The organism is Rhizobium sp. P1_E6, assembly GCF_056405875.1.
The window spans coordinates 15,040-30,442 of sequence record NZ_JBFUBG010000016.1; the positions used below are offsets into that span (position 1 = coordinate 15,040).

Sequence of the window (15,403 nt, forward strand, 5' to 3'; positions counted from 1 at the left end):
AAAATATGGGTTACCAGCAAACGCTGCGTGGCCTCGTCGTGTCGACGGGGCTGTTAGGTGCTGCCATCCTGGGATCGATGGTCCCGGCTTGGGCGGTCGATTTCAAACAGGCGCCAATGCTCGACGAGCAGGTCAAGGGCGGCAAGCTGCCAGCCGTCGCCGATCGTCTTCCGGAACATCCCTACGTCGAGACCATGGTCGATGGCGTCGGCAAATATGGTGGTACGCTGCGCACCACGATCCTTGCCAACGGCGACCAGTACAATCTGACCCGCACCATCGCCAACGAGCTGCTGGTTCGCTGGGATCCGGCCTGGCAGAAGGTCGTCCCGTCGCTGGCGGAAGAATTCACCGCGTCTGAAGACGCAACCACCTACACTTTCAAGCTGCGCAAGGGCCTGAAGTGGAGCGACGGCCAGCCGTTTACCGCTGACGACATCATGTTCTGGTACGAAGACGTGTTCATGAACAACGCGCTCTCGCCGGCCAAGAACCCGACATTCACCGTCGCCGGCAAGCCGGTGAAAGTGCGCAAGATCGACGACCTGACGGTCGAGTTCAAATTCGATTCGCCTTACGGCCTCTTCCTGCAGCAGCTCGCCTATGGTCAGGGCCATCTGCCGGTCATCTACCCGAAGCATTACCTGCAGCAGTTCCACGAGAAATATAACAAGGACGGCATCCCGGCGCTCCTGAAGGCCAATCCGGCCGCCGGTGATTGGGTGGCGCTCTTCAATTCGAAGGTTTCGTTGACGTTCCAGCCGCCTTTCTGGCAAAACCTCGAATTGCCGACCATGAACCCCTGGGTTCTGACGGTTCCCTATGCCGATAGCGACCGTGTCGTTGCGACTCGCAATCCCTATTACTGGAAGGTCGATCCTGACGGTAACCAGCTTCCCTATATCGATGGCATCACCTGGGCCAAGCTCGACGATCCGCAGTTGATGGCGCTGAAGATGACGTCAGGCGAGTTCGACTTCTCCTTCCGCCATATCAACAACTCGACCTTCAAGTCGGTGCTGTTCGACGGTCAGGAAACCGGCAATTATCGTTTCGTCGATGTCAAGGATCTGCCGGCCAATGATGCCGTCATCCTCTTGAACCTCAACTCGACCGATGATGTGAAGCGCAAGCTCTTCCAGAACAAGGACTTCCGCATCGCGCTCAGCCACGCCATCAACCGTCAGGAGATCATCGATCTCGTCTATGTCGGCCAGGGCGCGCCGGCACAGGTCGCAACGCAGCCGGAGCACGAGCTCTTCAACGAGCGCGAGGCGAGCCAATACACCGAGTTCGATCCGAAGCTCTCGAACGAGATGCTCGACAAGATCATGCCGAAGAAGGATGCAGAAGGTTTCCGCCTCGATGAGAGCGGCAAGCGCTTCACCATCAACTTCATGGTCGCCGACGTCTTCGGTCTTTCCTACCCCGACGTCATGCAGATGGTGCAGAAATATGCCAAGGAAGTCGGCATCGATATTCAGCTGCGCACCACCGACCGTGCCCGCCTGAACACGATGTGGTCTGCCAACGAGCAGGACGCCTATATCTGGAACTGCGTCGGCGGTCTCTCGGAAGTCTATACCGATCCGCGCTGCTACATGCCTTTCCAGAAGGCTGATATCTTCTTCGCGATGCGCTGGAGCGAGTGGTATTCCAACCATGCGACGGGCGAAGAGCCGCCGGAGCAGATCAAGGCGCTGATGGCTGCCTATGACAAGGTCAATGCCGCCGTCACCGATGATGATCGTCGCAACAAGATGAAGGAATTCCTGAATCTCTCGGCCGACAACTTCCTCAACATCGGTATCTCGCGCCCCATGCCGAAATACATGATGGTGTCGAAGAACCTGAAGAATGTCGTCAACGGTATCCCGATCACCGGCAACCTCTGGCACCCGGCTCCGACGCTGACCCAGTGGTATTTCGACAAGGCCAATTAAGGCTCCTCCCAGAGCCGGTGGGGGTATCATGCCTCCGCCGGCCACCCCTTCGATCCTATCGAACGGTCTGAAATCATGCTCCGTTATATTGCCAAGCGGCTTGTGTTCGCGATCCCGACACTATTTGCCGTCTCCATCATCGCCTTCATCATTATCCAGTTGCCGCCGGGGGACTACCTGACGACCCTCATGGCCGACTGGGCAAGCCAGGGTGGCGCCGTGGAAGAGGGAACCGTTGCCGCCATGCGCGAGCGCTACGGTCTCGATCAGCCGATGTATTTCCAGTATTACAAATGGATTGCCGGCATCCTGCTGCATGGCGATTTCGGCATCTCCTTCGAGCTCGGCAAGCCGGTCACGGAGCTCATCTGGGGTCGCCTCGGCTTTTCGCTGCTGCTTTCCTTCCTGACGCTCTGCTTCGTCTGGGCGGTGGCGATCCCGATCGGCATACTCTCTGCGGTTCGCCAATATTCGATCTCCGATTATTCGGCGACCTTCCTTGCCTTCTTCTTTCTCGCCGTGCCCGATTTCCTCATGGCGCTTTCGGCCATGTATTTAATGTCGGCCTATTTCGGCCAAAGCGTGGGCGGCCTGTTCTCGCCCGCCTATGTCGATGCGCCCTGGAGCTTCGGCCGGCTCATCGATTTCGCCCAGCATGTCTGGCTGCCGGTCATCATCATCGGCCTCGGCTCGCTCGCGGCACTGGTGCGCATCATGCGCGCCAACCTGCTCGACGAATTGTCGAAGCCCTATGTGACGACGGCGCGCGCCAAGGGCATGTCCGAATTCGAGCTCTTGATCCGCTATCCGGTGCGCCTGGCGCTCAACCCGCTGATCTCGACGCTTGGCTGGATCCTGCCGGCGGTCATTTCGGGCGAGATTATCGTCTCCGTCGTCATGAGCCTGCCGACCACAGGACCGCTACTGCTGCGCGCCCTGCTGGCTCAGGACATGTATCTCGCCGGCTCGCTCATCCTCTTGATTTCGGTGCTGACGATCATCGGCACGCTGATTTCCGACATCCTGCTCGCCATCACCGACCCGCGGATACGGTTCCAATGACAGATATTACCCATCTCCCGCCGGATGCCGGCCCATCGATCGACCTGCACGGCAAGGATATCGCCGTTGCCGGCCAGTGGCGGCTTTTCTGGCTGAAGTTCAAGAAGCACAAGATTGCCTTGGCGAGCCTTGTCGTCATCGTCTTCATGTATCTGGTTGCGGCCTTTGCGGATTTTATAGCGCCGCTCGATCCGAATGCCACGAATGCGCGCTTCACCTATGCACCGCCGCAGGGCATCTCGCTGCTGGTCGACGGCTCCTTCCGCCCGCACGTCAGCCAGCTCAAGATGACCTTGAACACCGAATCCATGCGGCGCGAGTTCACGGCCGATCCGGCAAAGCCCGTTGATGTCGGCCTTTTTGTCAAGGCGCCGCAACCTTACTACTTGCTCGGCTTCATTCCGATGCAGACCAAGCTCTTCGGCCTGACGAACCCGATGCCGGGCGACAGTCTTTATATCTTCGGCGCCGATCGTCTCGGCCGCGATATCTTCTCGCGTGTTGTGCATGGCGCCAAGATCTCGCTGTCGATCGGTCTTGTCGGCGTCTTCATGAGCCTCGTGCTGGGCGTCACAATCGGCGGCATTTCGGGTTTCTTCGGCGGCTGGGTCGACCTTGGCATCCAGCGCATGATTGAACTGCTGCGCTCCATCCCGACCATTCCGCTGTGGATGGGCCTTGCCGCCGCCATTCCCGTCGGTTGGCCGCCGCTTCGCACCTATTTCGTCATCACCCTCATTGTCTCGCTGATCGGCTGGACGAGCCTTGCACGTGAAGTGCGTGGCAAGTTCCTGTCGCTGCGAAACGAGGATTTTGTCATAGCCGCCCGTCTCGACGGCATGAGCGAAATCGGCATCATCTTCAATCACCTCGTTCCGTCCTTCATGAGCCACATCATCGCGACGCTGACATTGGCGATCCCCTCGATGATCCTTGCAGAAACGGCGCTCTCCTTCCTCGGCATCGGCCTGCAGCCGCCGATTATTTCCTGGGGCGTGCTATTGCAGGAGGCGCAGAACATCCGCGCTGTGGCACAGGCCCCATGGCTGCTGTTCACGCCGGCCGCGGCCATCGTTATCTCGGTGCTTTCCCTCAACTTCCTCGGCGACGGTCTTCGCGATGCCGCAGATCCCTACGAGTCCGTTTCATGACCATGATTGAAGACACGATCCTCAAGGTCGACGACCTCAAGACCTACTTCCCGACCCGCACAGGCATCTTCAAGGCTGTCGACGGTGTTTCCTTCGAGCTGAAGCGCGGCAAGACACTTTGCGTCGTTGGCGAATCCGGCTCCGGCAAGTCGGTAACGGCGCGTTCCATCCTGCAGATCGTCGATCGACCCGGCCGGATCGAGGGCGGCTCGATCGTCCTGACGCGGGCGGATGGCACCTCGACCGATCTTGCCAAGCTCGAGCCGCGCGGCAGGGAAATCCGCAACGTGCGCGGCAAGGAGATCGCTATGATCTTCCAGGAGCCGATGAGTTCGCTCTCTCCGGTCCACCGCATCGGCACGCAGATCGGCGAGGCTTTGCGCATCCATTTCGGCATCCGCGGCGCCCAGCAGCGTGAACGCGTGCTGGAACTGTTGCGGCAGGTGGAAATCCCGCGGCCGGAAACGGCGATCGACCGCTACACGTTCGAATTCTCAGGCGGCATGCGCCAGCGTGTCATGATCGCCATGGCGCTTGCCTGCAATCCCTCCGTGCTAATCGCAGACGAGCCGACGACGGCACTCGACGTGACGACGCAGGCCGAAATCCTCGACCTGATCCGCAAGCTGCAGCAGAGCCACGGCATGGCCGTGCTCTTCATCACCCATGACATGGGCGTCGTCGCCGAGATCGCCGACGAAGTGCTCGTGATGTATCGCGGCAAGGTGATGGAGAAGGGGCCGGTCGAGCAGATCTTCCACGCCCCGCAGGACGATTATACCCGTCGGCTGATCGGCTCGGTCGTCAAGCTGGAGCGTAAGGCGGAAGTGCGCCTGTCACGGCCGCCGATCCCGGCCGAAGCGCCGCCGTTGCTGGAGGTGAAAAACCTTTCGCTGACGTTCCCCTCCGGTCTGAAAGCTGTCGATGATGTGTCTCTGATCGTCCGTCCGGGCGAAACGCTTGGGATCGTCGGCGAATCCGGTTCCGGCAAGACGACGATGGGCCGTTGCATGCTGCGCATCTACGATCCGCAATCGGGCGCCATGGATTACCGCCGCAAGGACGGCAGCACCGTGGAACTGCGTACCACCGACAAGGCGACCCTCAAGGATGTGCGGCGCGATATCCGCATGATCTTCCAGGATCCTGTTGGCTCGCTCAGCCCCCGCAAGACCGTCGGCCAGATTATCGCCGAGCCGCTGAAGCTGGCCGGCATGAAGGGCAGGCCGCTCGATGACCGGGTTGCCGAACTCATGCAGCAGGTCGGCCTCGAACCTGCCTGGCGAGAGCGCTATCCGCACGCCTTTTCCGGTGGTCAGCGCCAGCGTATCGGCATTGCCCGGGCGATTGCCGTCAAGCCTCGCCTGATCATCGCCGACGAGGCGACCTCGGCGCTCGACGTTTCCCTGCGCTCGCAGATGCTGGACCTTATGATGAAGCTGCAGGACGAGCTTGGCCTCTCCTATGTCTTCATCTCGCACGACATGTCGGTCATCCGCTACATGTGTGACCGCGTGGCGGTCATGTATCGCGGCAAGATTGTCGAGGCCGGCGAGACCGATCAGGTCGTTAACAATCCGGCGCATGACTACACACGCGCGCTTCTCTCCGCCATTCCCCATCCCGACCCGCGCGACCGGCGCATTCACAACCGGTTCCGCTACGACCCCACACGCACAGTTTCAGCCAACGGATAAGTCATGAAAATTACCGACGTCAAAATCATTGTCTGCTCGCCGGGTCGCAACTTCGTCACCGTCAAGATCTTCACCGATGAGGGTTTGACTGGCGTCGGCGACGCCACGCTGAACGGCCGCGAAAAGGCCGTCGTCGCCTATCTGCAGGATCATCTGGCGCCGCTTTTGATCGGCCGTGATCCCTCGCGAATCGAGGATATCTGGCAATATTTCTACAAGGGGGCCTACTGGCGCCGCGGCCCAGTGACGATGGCGGCAATCGCAGGCATCGATACGGCCCTTTGGGATATCAAGGCCAAGGCCGCCAATATGCCGCTCTACCAGCTGCTTGGCGGCGCGAGCCGCGAGAAGGTGCTATGCTACACGCATGCCCAGGGCACCGATATTGCCGAAGCCGTCGAGGCTGTCGGCAAGCGTATCGAGCAGGGCTACAAGGCGATCCGCGTACAGGTCGGCATTCCCGGCCTGCCTGACGTTTATGGTACGGGCAAGAAATCCGTCACCAACAATGCAGACGATGATGCTGTGCCGCATGAAGAGGTCTGGTCGACCTCGAAATATCTGCGCCACATCCCCAAACTCTTCGAAGCCGTTCGCGAGGCTCATGGTCCCGATATCGAACTGCTGCACGACACCCATCATCGCCTGACACCGATCGAGGCGGCTCGCCTCGGCAAGGATCTGGAATTTGCCCGTCTCTTCTGGCTCGAAGATACGGTCGCGGCAGAACATCAGGAAGGTTTCCGCCTGATCCGCAAGCACACCACGACACCGCTTGCCGTCGGTGAGGTGTTCAACACGATCTGGGATGCGCGCCTGCTGATCGAAGAGCAGCTGATCGACTATATCCGCACCACGACGGTGCATGCCGGCGGCATCACGGCGCTCCGCCGCATCATGGATTACGCCAGCGTCTACAATGTCCGCACCGCCTGCCACGGCGCGATGGACATGTCGCCGATCTGCCTTGGCGCCAACCTGCATCTCGATCTCTGGGTTCCGAACTTCGGCATCCAGGAATATTCCGGCTACCTGCCCGAAATCCTCGAAGTCTTCCCGAGTGCCTGGAGCCTTGATGATGGCTACCTGCATCCGGGTGAGGCAATCGGCCACGGCGTTGATATCGATGAGAAGCTCGCCGAGAAATATCCGTATCAGCGCGCCTACCTGCCGGTAAACCGTCTGGAAGACGGTACGCTGTGGCATTGGTAGGAGGAGGAAGAGATGAAGATTGCAGCGATCAAGACCTATGCCGTCAAGGTCGGCATCCGCAACCAGCTTCTGGTGAAGATCGAGACGGACGAGGGAATTTTTGGCTGGGGCGAGAGCGGTCTCTCCGGCCGCGAGAAGGCCGTGGTCGGCGCTCTCGAGCATTATGCGGAATTCCTGCGTGGCCGCGATCCGTTCAAGATCGGCGCGCTCTGGCAGGAAATGTATCGCAGCCAGTATTTCGAAGGCGGCCGCGTGCTGCAGGCGGCGATCTCCGCCATCGACATCGCGCTGCATGACATCAAGGGCAAGGCGCTCGGCGTGCCGGTCTATGAATTGCTCGGCGGCAAGCAGCGTGACCGCATCCCGACCTTTGCGACGACCTTCGCCGAGCCGGGACCGGCGATGATCGAGCAGGCGCAGATGCTCGTGGAGCACGGCTGGACGGCCATGCGCCTATCGCCCTCTGGCCACGAGAACAAGGATATCTATGAGCCGCGCGAGCATATCGCAAATACCGCCAGATGGTGCGTGAAGGCCCGCGAGACGCTCGGCGAAGACGTCGTTCTCGGCATCGACTACCACCATCGCCTGACCGTGGCTGAGGCCGCGAGCTTCTGCCAGAAGATGCCGAAGGGCACGCTCGATTTCCTCGAAGAACCGATCCGGGACGAGACACCGGGCGCCTATGAGGCGCTCAGGCGGATGACGGATATTCCCTTCGCCATCGGCGAGGAATTCTCCTCCAAGTGGCAGTTCCTGCCCTTTATCGAGCGCGACATCCATCAGTTCAACCGGCTCGACGTCTGCAATGTCGGCGGCCTGACGGAATCGATGAAGGTCGCAGGCTGGAGCGAGACGCATTATGTCGACATGATGCCGCATAATCCGCTGGGGCCGGTCTGCACCGCCGCGACCATCCACTTTTCTGCGGCGGTCGCCAATTTCTCCTGGCTGGAAACCCGCGCAAGCCCGGCCGAAACCCATCTCGGTTTCGACAATTCCGAGTTCTTCCCGGTCCAGCCACGGCTTGAAGGTGCGTTTTATCCGGTCTCGGACGCTCCCGGCCTCGGCATTGAGGTCAACGAGGAACTGATTGCCAGGCAGAGTTTCGAATATTGGGAAGCGCCGCATCTGAAACGCCGCGACGGCTCGGTCACGAACTGGTAATATGGCGTGCGGACAGGTTTCGGGAGGCATGTCCTGACCTGTCCGCACGCAACGAATTTTCCTGAACTACACGCTTAAAGAGAACACTCTTTCTTATAATTCATATTGTCTATGGTTTTTATAGATTATGCGACGCAACCGCGGAGCTGATCTGGATGAAACCATATGTCTTATCTTCTGAGCCTTCTCGACAAGAGCCCGATTGAACAGGGAAAAACTGCCGCCGACGCCTTGCAGGCGAGCGTGCGCCTCGCGATCCGCGCCGAAGAACTCGGCTATAACAGGTTCTGGGTCGCCGAGCACCACAACATGTCCAATCTGGCGAGCTCTGCGCCGGAAACCTTGATCGCCTATCTCTTGGCGCGGACATCGAAGATCCGCATCGGCTCGGGCGGGGTGATGCTGCAGCATTATAGCGCCTACAAGGTGGCCGAGAGCTTCAATCTTCTCGCCTCGCTGGCGCCTGGTCGCGTCGATCTTGGTGTCGGCAAGGCCCCAGGCGGCTTTCCGCTGTCGACACGGGCTCTGCAGGCAGCCTTCGATCCTGAAAGAAAGCCGGATTTCGCCGTCCAGCTTTCCGACATCAACACCTATCTCGCCGCCGATCCCAATTACGAGGGCGCGCAGGCGACACCTTTTCCGCCGACAGCACCCGAGCGTTTCCTTCTTGGCGCAAGCGTCGAGAGCGCAGTGCTGGCCGCCGAGAAGGGCTGGGGGCTGGTATTCGCCGGCCATCTCAACGGCGATCCGGAAAACCTGCGCAAGACCTTCGAAGCCTATGAACGCGCCTCCGGTGGCAAGAAGCCGATCCTGGCGCTCGCTGCCTTCGCAGCAGATAGCGAGGAGCAGGCCCGCGAGCGCGTCGGCAATCTGCGCATCGTCAAGATTTTTCTGCCCAACGGCCAGACCGTGAATGTCGGCAGCGAAGAACAGGCGGCCGAATTCGCAAGGCAGGCCGGTGTCACGGATTATCGCACCGAGGAAAAGGTGCCGAGCGTGCTGCACGGCACGGCCGCTCAGATCCGCAAGGAATTGGACGAGTTGCACCACCGCTACGGGGTCAAGGAATTCGTTCTCGATACACCGGCGCTCGCCGCTTCAGAGCGGCTCTCTTCAATCGAACTGCTCGCCAAGGAACGGCTTTCCCTCGCAGCCTGACCATCCCCAGGAGGATTGAACCCATGGCCAAGAAGAAAATCACTTTCGGTATCATGCTGCAGGGCCCAGGCGGCCATATGAATGCCTGGAAACATCCAAGCGGCCCGGCTGATGCCAGCACCAATTTCGAGTTTTTCGTCAAAACCGCGCGCAAGGCCGAAGAGGCCGGCATTGCATTCGCCTTCGTTGCCGATGGTCTCTATATCAACGAACAGTCGATCCCGCACTTCCTCAACCGGTTCGAGCCGCTTACGATCCTTGCAGCCCTTGCTGCCTCCACATCGAAGATCGGTCTGGTTGGCACGGTTTCCACGTCCTACAGCGATCCCTTCACGATCGCCCGCCAGTTTGCCTCCATCGACCTCGTCAGCGGCGGCCGCGCCGGTTGGAACGCCGTGACTTCGCCGCTCGAAGGGTCGGGCCGCAATTACGGGCGCGAGCATCCCGAGCACGAGCTGCGTTACGAGATCGCCGAGGAATATATCGACGCCATCAAGGGTCTATGGGATTCCTGGGATGACGATGCCTTCGTGCGTGACCGCGAGAGCGGCGTCTATGCCGACAAGAGCAAGCTGCACCGGCTGAACCACAAGGGGCGTTTCTTCCGCATCGAAGGGCCGCTCAATATTGGCCGGTCGAAACAGGGCCAGCCGGTCGTCTTTCAGGCTGGCGCTTCCGATTCCGGTATCCGGCTTGCCGGCAAACATGCCGATGCGGTCTTCACCAATGGCGGGCCGATCGAGGAAGCGCAGGCTTTTTACAAGCAGCTCAAGCAGAGCGCGATCGCGCAGGGACGCCGGGCCGCAGAGATCGGCGTCTATCCCGGCATCGGCCCGATCGTTGGTGTAACAGCGGAGGAGGCGGAAGCCAAATATCAGGCGATCCGCAACCTCGTCACCATCGAAGAGGCGCTTCTCTATCTCGGCCGCTTCTTCGACCATCACGATTTCAGCGCCTATCCGCTCGACGAACCGTTCCCTGACATTGGCGATATCGGCCGCAACAATTTCCGCGCCACGACCGACCGGATTAAGAAGACGGCGCGCGAGAAGGGGCTGACCCTCCGGGATGTCGCGCTCGACAGCGCAACGCCGCGCACCGCTTTCATCGGCACCGCTGAGCACATCGCAGACGAGATCATTCGCTGGACCGACGGCGAGGCCGCTGACGGTTTCATCCTCGGTTTCCCCGTGATCGCCGAAGGCTTCGACGATTTCGTGAAATACGTTCTGCCGATCTTGGAAGAGCGCGGCTATTTCGATCCGGTCCTCAAGGGAGAGACATTGCGCGACCACCTCGGCCTGCCGTTCCGCGAGAGCCGATATGCGGGTGGCGACGAGGCTATCGAACATGGAAAGGCCGTCGGCGCATAACGCGCCGCGGACGTTTCCATGAATGTCATCACCAAGACTTCGCGCAGTCATGATCGGATCGAGGTAGGAATTGCCGCCTATCTCGACGAGTTCATCGCGCTTCGCCACGACCTTCATCAATATCCGGAGCTCGCTTTTCAGGAGCGCCGGACGAGCAAGCTCGTGGCCTCGCACCTTTCCTCCTGGGGCTATGGGGTGGCGACGGGCATTGCCGGTACCGGCATCGTCGCCACCCTGGTCCGCGGGAATGGCAAGCGGACTATCGGCATTCGCGCCGACATGGACGCGCTGCCGATCGAAGAAGCGACCAGCCTCTCCTATGCCAGCAGCAATCCCGGCGTGATGCACGCCTGCGGTCATGATGGCCATACGACGATCCTGCTTGCTGCCGCGCGTTACCTTGCGGAAAGCGGTAATTTCAGCGGCACCTTGCGGCTGATCTTCCAGCCGGCCGAAGAGATCGGCGCCGGCGCTCGCAAGATGATTTCCGAAGGGCTGTTCGAACGCTTCCCGGTCGATGCGGTTTTCGGCCTGCACAATTGGCCGGCCGTGCCTGCAGGCCACTTCGGTTTCGTCGCCGATGCCGCCATGGCGTCCGTCGATCAGGCTGTCATTCGCATCATCGGCAAGGGTGGTCATGGCGCCGAGCCGCATCGCGCCGTTGATCCCATCCTCGCCTCGGCCTCCTTCATCACGGCGTTGCAGAGCATCGTTTCGCGCAATGTCGATCCGCAGGATATGGCCGTCGTCACCGTCGGCTCCATCCATGCTGGGTCAGCGTCGAACGTCATTCCGGAAAGCGTCGAGCTGAAACTCACGATGCGTGCCTTCAGCCAGGCGGTGCGTGACAAGCTCCAGGAACGCGTGCCGGCGCTTGCCCGAGCCCAGGCCGAGAGCTTCGGGGCAACGGCTGAGGTCGACTACCGGCTGGGTTTTCCGGCGCTCATCAACCATCGCGTTGAGACAGCCTTTGCCCGCGATGTCGCGCTCTCCTCCTTCGAGCCGGAAAGCGTTGAAGCGGGGTTCCGACCGCGCACGGCGAGCGAGGATTTCGCCTTCATGTTGCAGGAGAAGCCGGGCAGCTACCTCTTCGTCGGCAATGGCGACAGCGCGCCCCTTCACAGCGCCCACTACGATTTCAACGACGCGATCATTGCGCCGGCCGCCCGCTACTGGGTTCGGCTCGCTGAAACCTTCCTCACTGACGATAACGGGTGACGAACGACATGAGCGATACGTTTCTTTACACCAGTCCTCTCGATCCCCGCGCCAAGCCGCTGATCGACGAGCTGATCCACGAATATGACAGCCGCTACGGCAACTATTTCAGCGAAGAGGGTGCCGCGGCCGAACTCAGTCGCTATCCGCCCGAGGCTTTCGCCCCGCCTGTCGGAAATTTCGTGCTGCTCGTGCGCGACGGCGAGACGATCGGTGGTGGAGCTTTCAAATATTACGACGAGCAGACGGCCGAGTTCAAACGCATCTGGACGCGCTCCGATCTGCGCAGGCAAGGCCTTGCCCGCAAGGTGCTCGTGGAGCTTGAGGTGCAGGCGGCCCGACAGGGCTATCAGCGGGTCTACCTGACGACTGGCTTTCGCCAGCCTGAGGCCGTCGGCCTCTACCTCAACTACGGCTACACGGCACTCTTCGACCCCAAGGTCGACCCGGAAATCTACAAGACGCTGCCTTTCGAGAAGGACATCCGTCACCTCGCACCGCAGCTGTCGGCCAATACCGATCAACCGCCGCTGCAGGCTGCAGCGGGTCGCTGAGCTCAGGCAAAAAACACTCCACAACAAGGGGAAACACGATGGCATTGACGAGTGACTATGCCGGCATCGACACCGGCAGCAGCAGGGCAGGCGATCATGCGCAGCAGGACTACTCGCGATTGAGGATCGTCCCGGCGCGGCATCCCGGCCGGCTTGCCGGCAGCGTATTCGCCGCTGTCGTCATTGCCGCAGTGCTCTATTCGACCTTTACCAATCCGCGCTGGGGCTGGGATGTCTTTGCCGAATGGTTTTTCGCAGCGCCGGTTCTTGCTGGTCTAGGGCGCACGCTGCTTCTGACGCTGCTTGCGACAGTTTCCGGCTCTATCCTCGGAACCGCGCTGGCGCTTGCCCGCGTCTCGAAATCGCCGCTGCTGTCTGGACTCTCATGGGGTTATATCTGGCTGCTGCGGTCGATCCCCGTCATCGTTCTGCTCCTGGTGCTGAACAATCTCGGCTATCTCTATGAGACCATTACCCTCGGCGTACCATTCACCGGCACTGTCCTTTTCGAATATCCGACGACACAGTTGCTGACGCCCTTTGCTGCGGCGTTCCTCGGCCTCACGCTCAATCAGTCGGCTTTTTTCGCCGAGATCGTCCGTGGCGGCATCCTGTCCGTCGATCAGGGGCAGCTCGAAGCGGCGTCGGCCCTCGGTCTGCCGCGTCGCCGCCAGGCCTTTCGTATCGTGTTGCCGCAGGCCATGCGGTCGATCCTGCCAACTGGTTTCAACGAGATCATCGGCCTGACCAAGGCCACCTCCATGGTCTATGTGCTGGCCCTGCCGGAACTGTTCTACACGGTGCAGGTGATCTACCGCCRTAATCTCGAAGTCATTCCGCTGCTGATGGTGGCGACGGTCTGGTATCTCGTCATCATGACGGTTCTGTCGATCGCCCAGCACTATATCGAGCGCTATTTCTCGAAAGGCGCGCTGCGCAACCCGAAGCCATTGCCGTTCCAGGCTTTCTTCCAGCGTTTCAACCGTCCGCTACCTGCAGTTACACCATCGAGCGTACCAGTCCGCACCTCCGGTTTCCGGGATGCAGCGGTGCTGCGATCCGGCGGTGCGGTCCGTATCCACGGCATTTCCAAAAGCTTTGGCTCTCTAAAGGTGCTCGACGGCATCGACCTGACCCTGCCGGCAGGCAGCGTCACCGCCATCCTGGGCCCCTCCGGCTCCGGAAAATCCACGCTGCTGCGCGCCATCAATCACCTGGAGCGCGTCGATAGTGGTTTCATCTCGGTCGATGGCGATCTCGTCGGCTACGAGCAGAAGGGTGACGTGCTCTACGAACTCAAGGAAAAAGACATTCTGAAGCGTCGTGCCGACATCGGCATGGTCTTCCAGAGCTTCAATCTCTTCCCGCATCTGACTGTGTTCGAAAACCTCATCGAGGCGCCGATCCAGGTCCGCGGCGTCAACCGCGAGGACGCCATCCAGCTTGCGCAGGAATTGCTTGCCCGCGTCGGCCTCAGCGACAAGATCAACGCCTATCCGCGTCAGCTTTCCGGTGGCCAGCAGCAGCGCGTCGCCATCGCCCGTGCGCTGGCACTGCGCCCGAAGGTGCTGCTGTTCGACGAGCCGACCTCAGCGCTCGATCCGGAACTTGTCGGCGAAGTTCTCGATGTCATCAAGGAGCTGGCGCGTACCGGCACGACCCTGGTGATTGTTACCCACGAAATCGGTTTTGCCCGCGAGGTCGCCGATACTGTCGTCTTCATCGACGGCGGTCATATCCTCGAAGCCGGTTCGCCGGCCCGCATCTTCAACGAAGCGGAACATCCCCGAACCCGAGAATTCCTCGCCAAGGTCCTCTGAATAGGAGGGCAGGGCGCCAGCAGATCCCGGCCGCGACGGGCGTCCGGAGGGCATGGAAACAACAACAACCCTAAGATGAAGTGGAGAAGGAAAATGGCATTCAGAAATAGAGCCAATTACCTGCTAGCCGGTGTCGTCGCCTTGGCGACACTCGGTCTCGGCACGGCGCAGGCCGCTGAAAAGTTCAATCTCAGCCCGGATACGTCCAACCGCGTACGCGCTGAAAAGGACGAGACGGCCATCAAGGTCATCGCGCCGAACTTCAAGTTCGTCGAACCGGGCAAGTTCACCGTTGCCGTCAATGCCTGGGATCCGCCGATTGCCACCTATGCATCGGATGCTGCGACCGTGGTCGGCGCCGATCCGGATCTGGCGCAGCTACTCGCCGATTCCTTCGGCCTTGAGCTGAACCTCGTTTCAGTCGCTTGGGCTGACTGGCCGCTCGGCGTCTCCTCCGGCAAGTATGATGCGGTCATTTCCAACGTGACGGTCACCGAAGAGCGCAAGGAGAAGTTCGATTTCTCTACCTATCGCAAGGACGTGCTCGGCTTTTATGTGAAGTCCGACAGCAAGATCACCGAGATCAAGGAACCGAAGGACGTCGCCGGTCTCAAGGTGATTACGGGTGCTGGCACCAACCAGGAAAAGATCATCCTGGAATGGGATCGGCAGAATGTTGCCGCCGGCCTGAAGCCGATCGAGGTTCAGTATTATGACGACCGCGCCGCAGCCGACCTGGCGCTGCAGTCCGGTCGCGCCGATATCGAGTTCAATCCGAACGCGACCCAGGCCTACAGCTCTTCCATCAAGGGACACACCAAGCTTGTCGGCATCGTCTCCGGCGGCTGGCCGCTGACGGCTGAAATCGCCGTCACGACGAAGAAGGGCGGCGGCCTTGCGGATGCCGTCACCGTCGCCGTCAACGATCTCATCAAGAACGGAAAGTACGGCGAAGTGCTGAAGCACTGGAGCCTGAACGCAGAAGCCATCGACGAAGCAAAGACCAACCCGCCGGGGCTGCCGAAGAGCGGTTCATAAAGGATGGTCT

General features: G+C 60.5%; 12 protein-coding genes. All 12 read left to right on the plus strand.

Annotation, left to right across the window (positions count from 1 at the left end):
* The first annotated feature begins 5 nt into the window (after positions 1-5).
* The 12 genes from AC1D35_RS11070 (at position 6) to AC1D35_RS11125 (ending at position 15,393) form a co-directional block, all read left to right on the plus strand.
* Complete coding sequence (locus tag AC1D35_RS11070; RefSeq protein WP_113507121.1) at positions 6-1,943, plus strand: ABC transporter substrate-binding protein; 1,938 nt, start codon at positions 6-8, stop codon at positions 1,941-1,943.
* A 75-nt stretch (positions 1,944-2,018) separates the two neighbouring features.
* On the plus strand, positions 2,019-3,005 hold the full coding sequence (locus tag AC1D35_RS11075; RefSeq protein WP_477855719.1) for an ABC transporter permease: 987 nt from the start codon (positions 2,019-2,021) through the stop codon (positions 3,003-3,005).
* A complete protein-coding gene (locus tag AC1D35_RS11080; protein ID WP_113296629.1) occupies positions 3,002-4,156 on the plus strand; it encodes an ABC transporter permease in 1,155 nt (384 codons plus the stop codon). Before AC1D35_RS11075 ends, AC1D35_RS11080 begins: the two co-directional genes overlap by 4 nt.
* Entirely contained in the window at positions 4,153-5,853 is a 1,701-nt protein-coding gene (locus tag AC1D35_RS11085) for an ABC transporter ATP-binding protein (RefSeq protein WP_477938585.1), read from the plus strand. Before AC1D35_RS11080 ends, AC1D35_RS11085 begins: the two co-directional genes overlap by 4 nt.
* Positions 5,854-5,856: 3 nt before the next feature.
* A complete protein-coding gene (gene manD / locus AC1D35_RS11090) occupies positions 5,857-7,065 on the plus strand; it encodes a D-mannonate dehydratase ManD (RefSeq protein WP_477855717.1) in 1,209 nt (402 codons plus the stop codon).
* 12 nt (positions 7,066-7,077) lie between these two features.
* The gene (locus AC1D35_RS11095; protein ID WP_477855716.1) at positions 7,078-8,232 is read left to right on the plus strand and encodes a mandelate racemase/muconate lactonizing enzyme family protein; all 1,155 of its coding nucleotides are present in this window, start codon (positions 7,078-7,080) and stop codon (positions 8,230-8,232) included.
* Positions 8,233-8,397: 165 nt separating this feature from the next.
* A complete protein-coding gene (locus AC1D35_RS11100) occupies positions 8,398-9,390 on the plus strand; it encodes an LLM class flavin-dependent oxidoreductase (RefSeq protein ID WP_477938586.1) in 993 nt (330 codons plus the stop codon).
* Between the two features lie 23 nt (positions 9,391-9,413).
* Complete coding sequence (locus AC1D35_RS11105; RefSeq protein ID WP_477938587.1) at positions 9,414-10,763, plus strand: LLM class flavin-dependent oxidoreductase; 1,350 nt, start codon at positions 9,414-9,416, stop codon at positions 10,761-10,763.
* A gap of 18 nt (positions 10,764-10,781) precedes the next feature.
* The gene (locus AC1D35_RS11110) at positions 10,782-11,981 is read left to right on the plus strand and encodes a M20 aminoacylase family protein (protein ID WP_477853604.1); all 1,200 of its coding nucleotides are present in this window, start codon (positions 10,782-10,784) and stop codon (positions 11,979-11,981) included.
* Complete coding sequence (locus AC1D35_RS11115; protein WP_477853602.1) at positions 11,978-12,535, plus strand: GNAT family N-acetyltransferase; 558 nt, start codon at positions 11,978-11,980, stop codon at positions 12,533-12,535. The genes AC1D35_RS11110 and AC1D35_RS11115 overlap by 4 nt, the downstream gene beginning before the upstream one ends.
* A 38-nt stretch (positions 12,536-12,573) precedes the next feature.
* Positions 12,574-14,355, plus strand: coding sequence for an amino acid ABC transporter permease/ATP-binding protein (locus AC1D35_RS11120; protein ID WP_477938588.1), 1,782 nt, complete (start codon positions 12,574-12,576; stop codon positions 14,353-14,355).
* A 93-nt stretch (positions 14,356-14,448) separates the two neighbouring features.
* Complete coding sequence (locus tag AC1D35_RS11125; protein ID WP_477938589.1) at positions 14,449-15,393, plus strand: ABC transporter substrate-binding protein; 945 nt, start codon at positions 14,449-14,451, stop codon at positions 15,391-15,393.
* Positions 15,394-15,403: the final 10 nt, after the last annotated feature.

What these genes read in the sequence shown, in the direction of transcription:
- AC1D35_RS11080 (WP_113296629.1), top strand. Translation starts at nt 3,002, where the DNA reads ATGACAGATATTACCCATCTCCCGCCGGATGCCGGCCCATCGATCGAC.
- AC1D35_RS11110 (WP_477853604.1), top strand. Translation starts at nt 10,782, where the DNA reads ATGAATGTCATCACCAAGACTTCGCGCAGTCATGATCGGATCGAGGTA.
- AC1D35_RS11100 (WP_477938586.1), top strand. Translation starts at nt 8,398, where the DNA reads ATGTCTTATCTTCTGAGCCTTCTCGACAAGAGCCCGATTGAACAGGGA.
- AC1D35_RS11105 (WP_477938587.1), top strand. Translation starts at nt 9,414, where the DNA reads ATGGCCAAGAAGAAAATCACTTTCGGTATCATGCTGCAGGGCCCAGGC.
- AC1D35_RS11070 (WP_113507121.1), top strand. Translation starts at nt 6, where the DNA reads ATGGGTTACCAGCAAACGCTGCGTGGCCTCGTCGTGTCGACGGGGCTG.
- AC1D35_RS11085 (WP_477938585.1), top strand. Translation starts at nt 4,153, where the DNA reads ATGACCATGATTGAAGACACGATCCTCAAGGTCGACGACCTCAAGACC.
- manD (WP_477855717.1), top strand. Translation starts at nt 5,857, where the DNA reads ATGAAAATTACCGACGTCAAAATCATTGTCTGCTCGCCGGGTCGCAAC.
- AC1D35_RS11075 (WP_477855719.1), top strand. Translation starts at nt 2,019, where the DNA reads ATGCTCCGTTATATTGCCAAGCGGCTTGTGTTCGCGATCCCGACACTA.
- AC1D35_RS11125 (WP_477938589.1), top strand. Translation starts at nt 14,449, where the DNA reads ATGGCATTCAGAAATAGAGCCAATTACCTGCTAGCCGGTGTCGTCGCC.
- AC1D35_RS11095 (WP_477855716.1), top strand. Translation starts at nt 7,078, where the DNA reads ATGAAGATTGCAGCGATCAAGACCTATGCCGTCAAGGTCGGCATCCGC.